Here is a 15,228-nt window from a genome sequence, read left to right as displayed (position 1 = left end):
TAATGGACTATTCCTTAACAGGAATACCTTCGAGTAGTTCTATAATACTGGGGTTGTTGTTTATATAGGCTAAATTAATGAGGTATTTTTTTTCAAGATCTTGCATGGATTGATTTGCTAGTAAGTTTTTTATTAATAACGCTTCGCCATTTCCTATTGCGGTTTTCAAAGCAGAGAAGTTCACGGTAGCGTGTTTATTTTGATTCGTATGATGAGATCCCATGATAACACTCCGTTAATTATTCGTTATGATAGTCACCGCTACTCCTAGCATCTAACGATGCAAATTAGGAGTACCAGTAAAGCAGTTTTTATATGTAGACTTATTCGTATTGATGCTATTTAAAATATCAATGTAGCGCTTACTTTTCGATGATATTTTTTGGGGGGTTGGCATTGTGTAAATATTTAAATAAGTCACTGTTAGTCGACAGTACTAATGTCGTATCTTCGCCAATAGCAAGCTCATAGGCTTGCAAGGTTCGTGTAAAAGCATAAAATTCAATAGATTCTTGGCTTTGGCTATGTGCGGTAGAATAAATTCCAGCGGCTTTAGCATCGGCTTTACCGCGAATTTCTACAACTTGACGATAAGCTTCTGATTGAATTTTATTTAAATCACGTTCGCGGTTGCCTAATATTCTAGCTGCCTCACCTTTGCCTTCAGATAAGAACCTTTCGGCAATTTGGCGACGTTCACTGATCATGCGCTCATAAATTTTAGGTCGTACACTTTCATTATAATTAATGCGCTTAAAACGAATATCTAATAGTTCAATACCAAACACCTTAACCTTTTCTGCCGCGGCGTTAAATATGTCTTGTTCGACAAGTTTCCTACCTTTATGGATAGGCACTAAACTGCCCATATCTAATGCTTTTTCTGCATCAGTTAACAATGGGTCACGCAGAGGTTGACGGCCTTTCGTGGTCCGAATAATTTCAATTAGCTTATGTGTTGCTACCGCATTTCGTGTCTCACTACCAAAAATATCATCTAATCTCGATTGCGCACTGCGTTCATCACCCAGACGTAAAAAATACGGCAATGGGTCGGTTATCTGCCAGCGTGCATATAAGCTAACAGAAATATATAACTTGTCCTTTGTCGGCATATCTGAAGGTGTACCTTCCCATTCCAACACACGTTTATCAATCGAATTAACCTGCTGAATATAAGGTAATTTAAACTTAATACCAGCATCAACAACCGGCTCCCCCACGGGACGACCAAATTGGGTAATAATGACTTGTTCGACTTCATTTACGGTATAAAAGGCGCCATAAAGTAAGGTAATAATAACGAATAGCAAAATACTCGTGAATAAGCTTAAATAACGTTTCATGGTTTTCTCCCTTCAATAGATGTTAAATTCAGCAAAGGCAAAACATCTACTGTGCCACTATCGATGATAATTTTGTTGCTTATGGTTGGCATTACTTTTTGCATGGTCTCCACGTAAATGCGTCTGCGCGTGACCTCTGGCGCCAATTTAAACTGGTCATATAGTGCATTAAAACGTAATACATCACCTTCTGCTTCATTAATTCGTTTTATTCTATAGCCATCTGCTTCACGAATACGTTGATCTCGCTCGCCTTCTGCCAATGGGATAATACGATTGTAATCTCGGCGCGCTTCATTAATCAGCTTTTCCTTTTCTTGTTGAGCCTGATTTACCTCATTAAATGACGCTTGAACGGGCTTTGGCGGATTAATATTCTTTAATTGAACTTGGTCGATACTAATGCCCATTACATATTTAGTTGCCAAAGCCTGCATTTTTTTAAGTGCTTCAACTTCAATTTCTTGGCGGCCAATAGTGATCACTTCGTCAACGGTTCTATCACCTACCACTTCACGCATCACTGATTCAGAAACATAGCGTAACGTACCTGCTGGATCACGTACTTCAAATAAGTAATTTTTGGGATCAGCAATTCGATACTGAATAACCCATTCCACCAGTGCAGTATTCAAATCCCCCGTCACCATTTGCGTTTCACCCACTTGATTACTTGCTACGGCTAAGTCACGCTCACGAGCACTACGGCCTATATTGTTTAAAGAATCATTGAACGAGTTGTTTATGGAGATATTTTGGTCAGGGTCTTTAGCACCAGGCGTTGAAAAGCCAAACTCTTGCTTCAACTGCCGCTTTGTTGGCACTATGTTCACTTGCTCTATACCTAAAGGTAATTTGAAATGTAAACCTGCGGGGAAAATAGCTTCAAACTTACCAAATCTCAGTACAACGGCTACAGAATCGCTAGGAACTGTGTATACCGCGGTATAAATACCACCAGTAAGCAATATAACTGCAAGGATAATCCATCCAGGTTTTTTGCCACTACTCGTTGGCAATAATTCTTGATACTTTTGAAAAAATTTACCGACTACTTTGCTTAGATCAGGTAGCTCTGCTTTGGGCTTTTTAGCGTTGTTATTATCTGGCGTCATAGGCTCCTCTCTTTATTAACTAACCTTCGAAAAATAGGTTTTAACTTTATAATTAATGACTGCCCCATCCTATCAAACTGTAAAATATAACTTTAATTAAATAAATCGTATTATATTATTTGTTTTTGGATAGACACACTTTGTAATTTCCTACTCAGGATCATCAGAAAATTCTACGATAAATAATATTAGTTTTCTGTTCGATACCACACGTAGTCGTCATAAATTATTTCAGTTAATACAGCCTGTGATAGATAGAGCATCATCACAAATATTTAATTTTGATTAAAGTTGAGTGTCGAAATAACGTTTTCACAGGCTGAATTTATTAGATAACTTTCCATTGAATCTGAGGAAATTCAAATGGTGATTTTTTATAAGTGCTTACGCTAATCGTTGATGTGGCCAGTATGAGATGATTACTGACGCACTTGTGCAGATAAGGTCTCTATTTTAAAAGGAGGGCTAAAGCGGTGGGACAGTAATTTCTGTTTGACGAATCTCAACCAGCGGACAAACACTGGCTACTTTATTGTGATATACCTCAATCTGGTGATCAGCTGGAACATCCAACATCATCAGCACTTCGCCATTACTAATTGCAGTTTCGCATGCAACCTTCTCCTGATCACTTAAACCAGCTCCTACCATACCAGAGACCCAAGCACCAAAACTCGCACCCGCAACGGTAAAACCTAAAATAGCGGCACCACCAAGGGCTAAACCCGTAGCCGGAAGGGTTATAACCGCCAGACCTGCCAATAATCCAGTAGTTCCACCAGCAATAACACCCCGTTTGATCGCTGGGTACAAGTCTGAATCATCCAATGCATCCGCTTTGGGGAGTTCGCTTAAATCGATTTTATCGTTTGCTATTAGATGCATTTGACTGTCGTTAATGCCATCAGCACGAAACAAGTTTACCAATTCACATGTAACCTTAACATCGGGGGCTAGAAAATAAATACGTTTCATTTGTTGCTCCTGTGTGCAGCCACACTGGCTAAAAACCTTATAATGTTAACAGGCATGAACTGCAGTATTTGATTAAAACAAGAAGGAAAATTTTAATAATTCCCCTATCGATAAAGTGCATGTTTATCCATAAGTCATCATAAATTCATATCCACAAAGCGTCTGTGCGTTGCCACACATTATTTAATGAAGTGATCTAAAGTCATAAATTGCATTGCTTAAGCTATGATAAACAACGTCAAAACTTACTCTCTGCTTATCAATGAGATCTTAACTAACGACAAGCTGATTGATCTGTATCAACCTTGATTCAGATAAACTAGCGCTCTTTATCAACAGTAACTAGACTAAAAATCAATCGATTAGTAGAAGCTACTACCTCTACCTTTGCTTAGGTATCTGTTTAATTTATTCTGCTATTTAATGAATGACCCTTGATATGATTAGAAATTTTTATTTCATTTGTCATTATTAATGGGCAAGAATTGATTCTCTATTATCTTCATATAGCGCAGAGTGTTAACTAGCTGGCTAATAATTCAACCTAAAAATGATTAAGGAATAATAATGAAATACTTTCTATTGAGTTTACTTGTCGTTATGTCATTAACACTGTTCAGTTGTGATAACGGAATTGACTCACCAAGAGGATTTAGTCTGCCTACAGGGAATATTGAAGCAGGTAAAATAGCTTTCTTAAAATATCAATGTTTAGCCTGCCACACACTCGATGGTGTTAAGGATGATAGTATTGCAAAGCAGCAAACCCTTTCAATTTCCCTGGGTGGTAAAAAAACTAAAATAGTCACTTATGCTGAATTGGTTACCTCTATTATTAATCCATCCCATAAATTTTCAAATTTACATTCACCACAGTTTAGAACACCTCAGGGTGAATCAAAGATGAAAGTCTTTAATGATGTAATGACTGTGACTGAACTCATTGATTTAGTATCTTTTTTACAACCTAACTATTCATTAAAACCTTATCAACAAACCAGATATCAATATTATCCACATTAAAAGGTATGGGAGTTAACATGAACATTAAATTTTTTGGAGCCACTAGAGAAGTCACTGGCTCTTGCTATTTGGTACAGGGTAATAACAAAAATATACTGATTGAATGTGGTATGTTTCAAGGTTCTCATCACCATGAAAAACACAACCATGACCCCTTCCCTTTTGATGTTAGTGAGTTAGATGCTGTGGTGATCACACATGCATCAGGCTAATGTAACCCAAGCAAGTTATAAGTAAAATATTATAATCTAAGAGGGGGTGGCAATTTGCATGGTCATTGACCAAGATATTATTATAAGGAAGGGAATTGGTTAATATCTTTGTTAATTGGTTTGTCGACAATACTGATAAAACTAGGGTCAAACAAAACAGCGTTTGTCTTTGCCTAGTCGCAGATAAAAAATTTTAGCTTAGGGCTTTTTTATGGCTACCATCACACATCGGCTGAGATGCCGTTTGTTTACAGCCACAAAAAAATACTTTTTTTGACTCTGTTGCGGTATATCTTACTGGTGAGAATTCTGAGCCTTTATGAGAGCCATCACAAAAGGGTTGTTTTTGGCTTTCCCCACAAGAACACCAAGAATATTTTTTACCTTCTTCAACGTCGACTGCAAAAGGTGTGTCAGATGCTCGTACTGGTGTAGACATAGTAATCTCCATTAATTGATATATAGCGCCCGATAAATAGGCAAGTAACTGATATTTAAAGTAAGCGATAAAGCCATAAAAGCCAACTGTTATTTATCCCAGTTGAACTTTAATTATCTGTTGAGTAAAAAAATCATAAGAAAACTGCACTAAAGTCCAAGGTCATTAAAGGGATTTTAAAATTTTATCCTCTGACATTTGAAGAATAACTATGCCAAGTGAAGTAACAATAATAAAGTTAACCCAAAAGACTAAAGCCATTAAAAACAAGGCTGCTTAAGGAATAGCGTTCAATGAAAAGGTGGATTAAAAAAACCTGCGCTGTTAATAACAGAGACGTTAAGCAAATAATTCAATTGGAAATACTAATTTTGACGCTTTAAATACCAACAGCTTGTTTAACTTTTTCTTTGTAACTTCGACTCACTTTTAATTCTTTGCCATTACTCATCACTAAGTAATATTCGCCATTAAGTTGACTACAAAACTTATCAACATAATTTTTATTAACTATGGTTGAGCGATGACTGCGTACAAATTGCTTTGGGTCTAATATTTCTTCAAGCTGCTTCATGGTTTTACGTAATATATGTGTAGCACTATGGGTATGAACACACATATAGTCTCCCGCAGCGTCAATCCATAAAATGTCTTTAACTGGGACTCTACTCACTTCGCCTGCATCTTTTATAGCCAAGATATCAGAGTAAGAAGATAAACTTACCGGTTGATTATTTGCGAGCTCAGCTAAAATTTTGTCACAATCATTACCGGTAACATCACTGACTAACTGAATAAGTTTAGATTTATGAGCAGCATTTTCTGAGCTGATCAGGCTCTGCCTAACCTTGTCCATAGATTCGGCTAAGCGAGTTTCATCAGCAGGCTTTAACAGGTAGTCTTGTGCGTGAACTTCAAAGGCTTGTAAGGCATATTGATCAAAGGCGGTGACAAAAATAACAATGGGTAGCTTTAATCCTCTTTCAATAATAGCTTGCACGACTTCAAAACCATTGAGGCCTGGCATTTGAATATCAAGAAACATTAAATCAGGTTCATAGGCTCGCACAGCTTCAAGTGCTTCACGACCATTATGGCATTGCGCAATAATATCAACGTCTTTATGATCCGCTAATCTTACGGCAAGGCCTTTCCTTGCTAAAGGTTCATCATCAACTATGATTGTTGACAGAAGCTTTGTCATGTATTTATCTCTAGTTCATAGGGCATTCTAATGCTCACTTTAACACCTTTTGGCGTATTATTGGCAACAACTAAAGAAAAATCACTACCGTACAATGCGGCTAATCTTTCTCGGCTATTTGCGAGGCCAACACCATTTTCACGATAAAGATTACCATTTTTAATTTCAGCGCCAGGACCATCATCGGCAAGTTCTAATAATAAGTCATTGGCAAAGCGGGTCACCGTAACTTTAATGGTACCGCCACTCTCTTGAGAAGCAATAGCATACTTAATAGAGTTTTCAGCAATAGGTTGTAATATCATACTGGGTACTAAGGCATTTTTACAATCATCCGCTGCGATAAACTCTACACATAATCGGTCTTCAAATCTAACTTTTTCTATATCTAGGTAAAGTTTTAGTGCATGCAACTCACTATTTAAGGTGACTTTTTTCATCGGATCTTTATCAAGAGAATAACGAAGAAACTCACTTAATTTAGTCACCATACCATTGGCTATTTTATTTTCATTAACCAAAATAAGGGTAGAGATTGCATTAAGAGTATTAAACAAAAAATGAGGATTGAGCTGATAACGCAGCATTTTAAGCTGAGCCTGGTGAGCGACACTGTTAGCTTCTAAAACATTTTGTTTTTCTTTTTGCAGCATTTGATAATATTTTGTACCAAAGTATAAACCACTCCAGCTCAAAATAATAAAAAATGAATAAACACTGTTAGTGGTGTAGTACAGCCAAAAATCAGGGCGATAACCGTGCTTGTATATTTCCCAGTGGTTAATGTTTTTAACAACTTGCCAAAGTACGCCAACCAAATAAGAGGCGACTATGACCACAACGGCTATTTTTGCCGGACTAAAATTCCAAACTCTACGATATAGGTAGCGCAAAGGCACAGTGAACAGCCAACCTGCATAAGCATTGAGAAAAATTATCACGACAAAAATATCACGAGGATCATGTAATAATGATCCTAAATAATGCACTAAAGCAAATCCAAACCAACTAGTGCTATGCACTAACCAAAACAGTCGGTTCTTATTTTCTAATAATTCTTTCCAATTCACGCAGTATAACCAATAAAAAATCTTATAATAATTATGAAGTAGCTTTGCCATTCACGCATTACCGTTGACCGTAGCATTTCAGCGACTCAACTCATTTGTATTCAATATAAATACAAAGCTTTAAAGCGCTATCATTTTACCTAAACGTTGCCCACCGACTAAGTGCATATGGATGTGATAAACCTCTTGGCCGCCATGATCATTACAATTAATAATAAGGCGGTAGCCATTTTCAGCAATGCCCTCTTCTTTGGCTATTTTTTTAGCGACAGTGATCATGCGCCCTAGAGTGAGCTCGTCATCGTCAGTGACATCATTAACCGTCGGAATTAATTTATTCGGAATAATAAGAACATGGGTACTCGCTTGTGGTGTTATGTCTCTAAATGCTGTTACGAGTTCATCTTGATAGAGTAAAGGTGTTGGTATTTCTTGTCTGATTATTTTTGAAAAAATAGTTTCTTCTGCCATGATATGCTCCGTTGTGTCTGTTAGTTTACTTCTGGTGTCCACTTATTATAGTGTATCGCGTTATCAACTGAACGTCTCGGCAACCACCCTGCACTTTCTAATTCAGGTTTGTCTTTGAAATGTGTGACATAACCAACGCATAAATAAGCAATGATTTCAATTTTTGTGGGAATATTCAAAGCATCTCGAAGCTTGTCATCTTCGATAATACTTACCCAGCCAACGCCTAAATTTTCTGCTCTTGCGGCAAGCCATAAGTTTTGTACAGCGCAAACCGCACTGTATAAATCCATTTCAGCTTTGATCGTTTTTCCTAAGACAACTGGGCCATTTCTTTCTCTATCACATGTGACACATATTCCTATCGGCGCTTCTAATATCCCTTCAAGTTTTAACTTTTGATAGCTTTGTTGTTTATCATCTGTAAACATTTTTTCAGAGACCGAATTTGCTTGCTCAAATCCATGCTTAATTTTTTGTTTTGTTTCTTTATCATTAATAACAATAAAGTCCCACGGCTGCATGAAACCAACACTGGGAGCATGATGAGCGGCGGTTAATACTCGCTTTAAAACATCTTCTGGGATGGGTTTGTTAATAAAATCGCTTCTAACATCTCGACGTGAAAAGATAGTTTTATAAACCGCGTCTCTTTCTTTTTCAGAAATATGCATTTGAATAATTTTTGCTTGAGGTAAATGAAATAAATAACAATGTCGCATAAAAAAGGTCTAGGTTAAAAATTAACCTAGACCTAATCATATATTTAAAAACTCATCGTTAGCTTTTTTTCAACACTCGTCGAGTGAAGCCAAAGGTTAATAGAGCGAATAAACTGATAAAGCCTAAACCAGCGCCTTCTCTTTCTATTTTTTTCTCTACCGCTGAACAGTCATCTATCTCACCCGCTAACGGTCTCAATGTGACAGCACGAACAACATCTTCTAAAAGCTGCTCGCCAGTATCTAAATCAAACATCAATTCACCTTTTGCGTCACGGCGAGGTGCTTTAACAAGTGCTGAAGCAGATATTTCATTTTTATCGTTAATGTCTCGCGCTTCGATAATTGTGTACTGTGAGTCACAAGTTAAAAAGTCATTGAGATCGGTAAAGGTCTTACTGGCAATCTCATACATAAAAGCATGTCTACGACGAGGAGACTGCTGATCGTTATGTGTTTCAACTTCACCTTCACCAACAATAATACCATTTTCGTTAATAGCACGTGCAGTACTTGATGAGCCCTTGAAAAAGTCATCAGGCATTATCATTTGCATACCACTATCAAAATCATTGGTATCTACATGAAAGAATTTTGTACGCGTATTACCATTTACCACCGTTTTAGTATGACCGATAGCAATACCAGCATTATTAATACCGTAAGTACGAGAATCAAAAAACTTACTATGATCATCAGTGAAGTCTTTCACTTGACCATTTTTATAAACTACCGCATATAAATTTCGACGTTCACTTCTGCTTGGTTCGGTTTCGTTCTCATCCACCCAACCATGAGCAAAACCAACAGCAACACCATCATTATTAATAGCCTGTGCGTAGTTAAGAAATTCTCTTGTATCATCAACATTTGGTGTAACTAAATGCCCTAAAGTCTCAGTCTTTGTCACCCCTTCTAAACTTAGCGTCCATTTTATTGCTTCAGTGTTATACATACTCGACACTGCATTTTGAATACAAATTTCGAACGGAGCATTTGCTAAAATAGCAGGGTCTGCACAGCCACCCGTTTCATCAAAAATAAAATCAAGCGCTTCTTGATCGATACTCGTACTGGCATAACCGACAGCAAATAAAGATTCACTCATGTCTAAAATAGCAGAATCACCGCCTAAGCGAAGATTCTCGGCAACATCGTCACCTTCAGTCGGTGGCTTTAATTCAATAATGGTATTGCCTGCATCAGGAGAATAAAAGGCTCTTGAGGTAAAATCACGAACCCAATAGACAACAGGGTTATTATCAGTGCCCGTAAATGGCAATGCAGTATATGGAGCTGAGCCGTTACCATAAATCCAGCCATCATTAGTAATACCGTTTACATAATCAACCGTTGAACGCGTCAATGTTGTGGTATCTGGGAAATATTGGTCAAATACAGCAAAGCTTTCAGTATCACCCGCTTTACCTGTTAAGTTACGCATAGCCAAGATATTACCAATTTTTTGATAAAACCTAGCTGAGCTACTGCTGTTTTGACTAGTCAAATACAGGACAGCCCAAGCTAAATCATTAGCGGTTGGATTACCTAACCTTAAGTCGTTTTCGTTTTCAATATCGACTAAGCCATCAACATCTTCATATTGTAAATTGGCAAATCTAACAATACTATCAAAATCATTAGTATCAAAGTACTGAAATTGAACGGGAAAATTATAAATATCTGAGCCAGAAATAGCCATTTGATTTTGGTTGTTTTCTTGCTGAGCATAACTATATTTAACTATATCAATGCCACCTTTATCGATAACTTCATATTTAGCTGCCTGTGCCATTGATAAACTTAACGCACTGCTAATTCCTAAAACTAATACAGATTTTACAAATTTGTTCATATACTACTTAACTCTCATTTCTTGTTATAATTCATCTAGCTCTTGCCATCTTGCGAAAGCGATTTCGAGTTTTGACTCACTTTCTTCAAGCTGGTTCAATATATTTTTTGTTTTATCACTATCTTGAGCAAAAAAGTTAGCGTCGTTGACTTGTTCTTGCAATGAATTTATTAATGCTTCAAGTTCATCGACCTGTCCAGGTAGCGCTTCTAATTCACGATTATCTTTGAACGATAATTTTTTTTTAGTAGGCACATTAACTGCAGATTTACTCTCACTCACTGAATTAACAGGGGCTTTTATACCTTCAGCTAACTGCTTACGCTGTTCAGCTTTGTATGCTAAATAACTATCAACATCATCATAACCGCCAACAATATTTGTTATTTCACCACTACCATCAAAGTAAAGACAACTATTTACACAATTATTAACAAAATCGCGATCATGGCTTACTAAAATAACGGTTCCTGCATAATTTGCAACGACTTCTTCTAATAATTCTAAAGTTTCTATATCTAGATCGTTAGTTGGCTCATCAAGAATAAGTAAGTTGCTGGGTCTTAAAAATAGACGTGCTAATAACAAGCGATTTTTTTCACCACCTGAAAGCGCACGTACAGGAGTTCTAGCACGTTTAGGACTGAATAAGAAATCTTGCAAATATCCCAATACATGGCGTGTTACCCCATTAACAGTGACTTCTTGCTTACCTTCGGCAACGGTGTCCTGAACGGTCATACTCAAGTCTAAAGCATCGCGATGTTGATCAAAATAAGCCACATCTAAATTAACACCAACACGCATCTTTCCTGAGGTGGGTTGTTGTTGTTCCATGATTAATTTGATTAACGTTGACTTACCCGTGCCGTTGGCACCAATAAGGGCTAAACGGTCGCCACGCGTTATAAGTAAATCTAAACCATTAAAAATGGTTTTATCACCAAACGCCATATGCAAGTTTTCACACTCAAAGACTAACTTACCTGAGCGATCTCCGGTTGATATATTAATATCGCCCTGCTTCTTAACTTCACGTCTTTCTTGGCGTTCGACTCGTAACTTTTCAAGTGAACGAACTCTGCCTTCGTTACGAGTTCTGCGAGCCTTAACCCCTTGTCTTATCCATACTTCTTCTTCAGCTAGACGCTTATCAAAAAGCGCATTTTGTGTGGACTCAACTTCTAAGTCGTGAGCTTTTTGTTCGATATAAAGATCATAGTTACCAGGATAGCTAACAAGCTGACCACGGTCTAAGTCTAAAATACGGGTCGCTAAACCACGAATAAATGCTCTATCATGACTAATAAATATGATAGTGCCTTTAAAGTCTTTTAGAAATTGCTCTAACCACAACACACTACTAATATCTAAATGGTTAGTAGGCTCATCAAGTAATAGCACGTCAGGCTCGCTGACTAATGCTTTCGCTAATGCCAGTTTACGTAACCAACCACCAGAGAGATCGCAAATCATTTTGTCTGCTTCTAGCGCTAGCGTGGTTAATACTTTATCGATACGTTGTTCATCTTGCCAAGCATTGGCTTGGTCAAGTTGTTGTTGAACGTTTGATAATTTATTAAGATTCTTCTCTGAAGGGTCTTCACCAATAATATGAATTATATGGTGATATTGCTTAATCAATTCTGCATTTTCAGCAACACCTTGAGCAACATAATCAAAAACGCTCATTTCAGATGACTCAGGTGGATCTTGCTCTAACATCGCTAACTTAATGTTGCTCGACATCAAGATCTGACCATCGTCTAGGTTCTGTTTACCCATCAACACTTTCATTAATGAAGACTTACCTGCGCCATTTTTACCAACTAAACAGACGCGTTCGCCCGTTTTTACCGTTAAGTCTGTCTTATCTAAAATACTGTCTTCACCGAAGGCTAATTCGCCTTGAGCTATTCGGATTAATTCCATGGTTTATATCAACTCTACTACTTGTGATTGTTCGAAAGGCCAGAATAATAATGTGTTATCACTCAAGCGCTCTAATACGGGAATATGAACACCGTATAAATTTACTAAATTATTTTCACTACTGGTGTCATCATCAATAATATCAACCACCTTAATTTGGTGATCGGGTATTATATCAACAATTAACTCTGCAGCTTGCTCACAAAGGTGGCAACCGGCACTACTATATAAGTGAAATAAAACACTCATTAAGCCGTAACTTTTTTACGGGTAATTAACCAACTGTTATGGATGTGCTTATTACGCTGAAAATCTTTATCGCGGGTTAACTCTGAAATTGACTTCACCTCAAAATTTAAAGCAGCAACAGCATCAAAGTCCATTTTGAAGTTTCGTTTATTATTCGTGAAAATAAGCTCACCGTTTTCAGCAACACACTTCATTGCATCAGTAATTAACGCCACGTGATCGCTTTGCACATCAAAGCTGTCTTCCATACGCTTAGAATTTGAGAACGTTGGCGGATCAACGAAAACAACATCGTAAGTGCCCCTATGTTCTTTTAACCAAGTTAAACAATCGGCTTGTACAAATTGATATTTATGACCTGACAATTTATTCAAGGCAAAGTTTTCTTGTGCCCAGTTCAAGTAAGTATTCGACATATCAACAGTAGTAATACTTGTTGCGCCATGCAGTGCGGCTTGCAATGAAACAGAACCGGTATACGCAAATAAATTAAGTAATGATTTGTTTTTAGCTTTCTGTGCAACAATTTGCCTGGTTTTACGGTGATCTAAAAATAAGCCTGTATCAAGGTAGTCCCATAAATTAATTTTTAATTTTGCACCATGTTCGTTGATAATCATCGACTGTTTACTTTGATCAACACGTTGATATTGGTCACTGCCCTTTTGCTTGGCACGGGTTTTTAATATCACCTTATCGGTAGGAACACCGAGTACCTTAGGAGCAAAATAGATAACTTCTTGCAAACGTTTTGCTACTTTACTTTCTTCGATAATTTTAGGTGCTGAATACTCTTGAATAACCAAATACTCACCATAAACATCAACCGCGACATTATATTCTGGAATATCTGCATCGTATAAACGATAACATTCAATATTTTCTTTTTTCAGCCAGCTTTTTAAATTTTTCTTATTTTTTAATAAGCGATTACCAAAATCCGAATCTTTATCTTCGAATTCTGCATCATTGTTTTGCCCTGAAGCTTGTTTTTCATCGACGTTATAAAGAGCAAGTTGACAATCTAATGGACCATTCTTAAATTTATAGCGTTTGTGGCTTGCTAGCTTCATCATCGAAAGCAATTCAACATTCGCTGTTAAAATAGCAATACGCCAGTCCACAAATTGTGCTTTTAGTTTTCGACCTAATAAAACAAAATTTTCAACAAGTTCTGGTAATTCACCAATACGCTCCCCATAAGGAGGGTTAAGTAAAAAAGTACCATTGTGGCCAAAACCATTATTTAAATTATTGATATCTTTACATGAAAATTCAATAAACTTTTGTACACCGGCATTACGAGCATTTACTTGTGCGGTATTTATTACTCGGCTATCAATATCAATACCAAAAACTTTCGCTTTTAATTCTTCAAGACCAAGATGTGATTTTTGTTTAGCTTGAGTTAATTGTGCTTGCCACGGGTATAATTGATGACCAAGCCAACAATCAAATCCCCATTTTACTCTGTCGATACCCGGCGCGTAACCTGCGGCCATCATTATAGCTTCAATTAAAATCGTGCCAGAACCACACATAGGATCAACAAGCGGTTTAGTGGTATCATCTAACCAGCCCGAACGAGTAATAATAGCCGCCGCTAGATGCTCTTTTAATGGCGCAGCACCCGAGTGCTCGCGATAGCCACGCTTAAATAAACTACGACCAGAGAAATCAAGATAAATAACAACCTTTTCTCTTAACAAACGCGCTTGAAAACTGATGTCTGGCGTACTTTTGTCAACAGAAGGTCTATCCATACCTTGATCACGAAAATGATCAACTAGCGCATCTTTAATCGTAAGCGCACCAAACTGGGTATTTCTTATTTCATCACTTGACCCGACAAAGTCGATAGCAAAGGTATGGTTACTCGAAAATTGTTCAGACCAATTAACACTTTGCGCGGTTGCAAAAAGTTTATCTTTATTTTCAGCATCACCTTCAGCAAGTTTTAATAAAATTCGCGTTGATAAGCGACAATAGAGACAGATTTTATAGGCCTCTTCAATTGTTGCCGTAAAATATACGCCTTCAGGCTTTTGCACGACTTGTGATGCTTTTAAATCTTTTAGCTCTTGAGCTAATAAAATTTCTATACCAGGAGATGTTAATGCTAAAAATTGCTGCATGAGTGTTTTCCAGACCGATTTATGCCCGCAATTATAAACAAAGACGCTAACTACTTATATAGAGACGTGCATAAAACACCAATATTCATTGATATATATTTTAAAATATTTTTAATAACTGTATTAGCAGACTTTAAAGGTCATAAAACCACCGTTTAGACTACAATTAGGGCAATTAACTGCCATTTTTCAATAGATGTAAAAATGTTAAAGAAACGCCTTGCAATGTGATGTAACTATCCTTAAGATACGCATCGCTTTCAAGGGCTCAGCCTTTTGAAATGCATTCGTTAATAACAAGAATTAAAACAGTTATGGCTTGTTTATGTGTAACCTTTGATGGGAATACTTAAACCATTCGGACGCGGGATGGAGCAGTCTGGTAGCTCGTCGGGCTCATAACCCGAAGGTCGTCAGTTCAAATCTGGCTCCCGCAACCAACTTAAGATATAAGTATAAAATCAGGTCGTCAGTTCCCTT

15 protein-coding genes and 1 tRNA gene are annotated in these 15,228 nt (G+C 37.2%); 3 read left to right on the top strand and 13 right to left on the bottom strand.

Annotated features, from left to right (window positions below):
• Nucleotides 1-7: 7 nt before the first annotated feature.
• The 4 genes from H4J76_RS14765 to H4J76_RS14750 form a co-directional block, all read right to left on the bottom strand.
• Nucleotides 8-223 carry a hypothetical protein gene (locus H4J76_RS14765; protein ID WP_182215249.1) on the bottom strand — a complete coding sequence of 72 codons (216 nt, stop codon included), beginning with the start codon at nt 221-223 and terminating at the stop codon, nt 8-10.
• Between the two features lie 139 nt (nt 224-362).
• Complete coding sequence (gene hflC, locus H4J76_RS14760) at nt 363-1,346, bottom strand: protease modulator HflC (RefSeq protein WP_070373525.1); 984 nt, start codon at nt 1,344-1,346, stop codon at nt 363-365.
• The gene (gene hflK / locus H4J76_RS14755; RefSeq protein WP_182230879.1) at nt 1,343-2,461 is read right to left on the bottom strand and encodes an FtsH protease activity modulator HflK; all 1,119 of its coding nucleotides are present in this window, start codon (nt 2,459-2,461) and stop codon (nt 1,343-1,345) included. The genes hflC and hflK overlap by 4 nt, the downstream gene beginning before the upstream one ends.
• 465 nt (nt 2,462-2,926) lie before the next feature.
• Complete coding sequence (locus tag H4J76_RS14750) at nt 2,927-3,388, bottom strand: DUF1269 domain-containing protein (RefSeq protein WP_182230878.1); 462 nt, start codon at nt 3,386-3,388, stop codon at nt 2,927-2,929.
• A 615-nt stretch (nt 3,389-4,003) separates the two neighbouring features.
• Between H4J76_RS14750 and H4J76_RS14745 the strand changes: the two genes are divergently transcribed.
• Together H4J76_RS14745 and H4J76_RS14740 are read left to right on the top strand one after the other, a co-directional pair.
• A complete protein-coding gene (locus H4J76_RS14745) occupies nt 4,004-4,459 on the top strand; it encodes a cytochrome C (RefSeq protein WP_182215253.1) in 456 nt (151 codons plus the stop codon).
• A gap of 17 nt (nt 4,460-4,476) precedes the next feature.
• Nucleotides 4,477-4,671, top strand: a complete 195-nt coding sequence (locus H4J76_RS14740; protein ID WP_220466035.1) for an MBL fold metallo-hydrolase — start codon at nt 4,477-4,479, stop codon at nt 4,669-4,671.
• Nucleotides 4,672-4,864: 193 nt separating this feature from the next.
• On the opposite strand, the gene H4J76_RS14735 is transcribed toward H4J76_RS14740, so the two are convergent.
• The 9 genes from H4J76_RS14735 to rlmKL form a co-directional block, all read right to left on the bottom strand.
• On the bottom strand, nt 4,865-5,110 hold the full coding sequence (locus H4J76_RS14735) for a CDGSH iron-sulfur domain-containing protein (protein WP_070373520.1): 246 nt from the start codon (nt 5,108-5,110) through the stop codon (nt 4,865-4,867).
• A gap of 379 nt (nt 5,111-5,489) precedes the next feature.
• Nucleotides 5,490-6,314, bottom strand: coding sequence for a LytTR family DNA-binding domain-containing protein (locus tag H4J76_RS14730; protein WP_070373519.1), 825 nt, complete (start codon nt 6,312-6,314; stop codon nt 5,490-5,492).
• Entirely contained in the window at nt 6,311-7,384 is a 1,074-nt protein-coding gene (locus H4J76_RS14725) for a sensor histidine kinase (protein WP_070376930.1), read from the bottom strand. Before H4J76_RS14725 ends, H4J76_RS14730 begins: the two co-directional genes overlap by 4 nt.
• Before the next feature lie 120 nt (nt 7,385-7,504).
• Nucleotides 7,505-7,855 carry a purine nucleoside phosphoramidase gene (gene hinT, locus H4J76_RS14720; protein ID WP_182215258.1) on the bottom strand — a complete coding sequence of 117 codons (351 nt, stop codon included), beginning with the start codon at nt 7,853-7,855 and terminating at the stop codon, nt 7,505-7,507.
• 20 nt (nt 7,856-7,875) lie between these two features.
• Nucleotides 7,876-8,529 (bottom strand): 5,6-dimethylbenzimidazole synthase, encoded by a 654-nt coding sequence (bluB, locus tag H4J76_RS14715; RefSeq protein WP_182215260.1) that lies wholly within the window; start codon nt 8,527-8,529, stop codon nt 7,876-7,878.
• A gap of 106 nt (nt 8,530-8,635) precedes the next feature.
• Nucleotides 8,636-10,432, bottom strand: a complete 1,797-nt coding sequence (locus H4J76_RS14710; protein WP_182221908.1) for a DUF3466 family protein — start codon at nt 10,430-10,432, stop codon at nt 8,636-8,638.
• 24 nt (nt 10,433-10,456) lie between these two features.
• On the bottom strand, nt 10,457-12,364 hold the full coding sequence (locus H4J76_RS14705; RefSeq protein WP_182215263.1) for an ABC transporter ATP-binding protein: 1,908 nt from the start codon (nt 12,362-12,364) through the stop codon (nt 10,457-10,459).
• Between the two features lie 3 nt (nt 12,365-12,367).
• On the bottom strand, nt 12,368-12,613 hold the full coding sequence (locus H4J76_RS14700; RefSeq protein WP_182173404.1) for a glutaredoxin family protein: 246 nt from the start codon (nt 12,611-12,613) through the stop codon (nt 12,368-12,370).
• On the bottom strand, nt 12,613-14,748 hold the full coding sequence (gene rlmKL / locus H4J76_RS14695) for a bifunctional 23S rRNA (guanine(2069)-N(7))-methyltransferase RlmK/23S rRNA (guanine(2445)-N(2))-methyltransferase RlmL (RefSeq protein WP_182221907.1): 2,136 nt from the start codon (nt 14,746-14,748) through the stop codon (nt 12,613-12,615). The genes H4J76_RS14700 and rlmKL overlap by 1 nt, the downstream gene beginning before the upstream one ends.
• A gap of 363 nt (nt 14,749-15,111) precedes the next feature.
• Here rlmKL and H4J76_RS14690 point away from each other — a divergent pair.
• Nucleotides 15,112-15,188, top strand: a tRNA-Met gene (locus H4J76_RS14690).
• The last annotated feature ends 40 nt before the right edge of the window (nt 15,189-15,228 follow it).

The sequence above is a fragment of the Colwellia sp. BRX9-1 genome, assembly GCF_014077195.1.
Lineage (GTDB): Bacteria > Pseudomonadota > Gammaproteobacteria > Enterobacterales > Alteromonadaceae > Colwellia_A.
The sequence above is the reverse complement of the archived record's forward strand: the minus strand, read 5'-3'. Positions and strand labels throughout refer to the sequence as shown.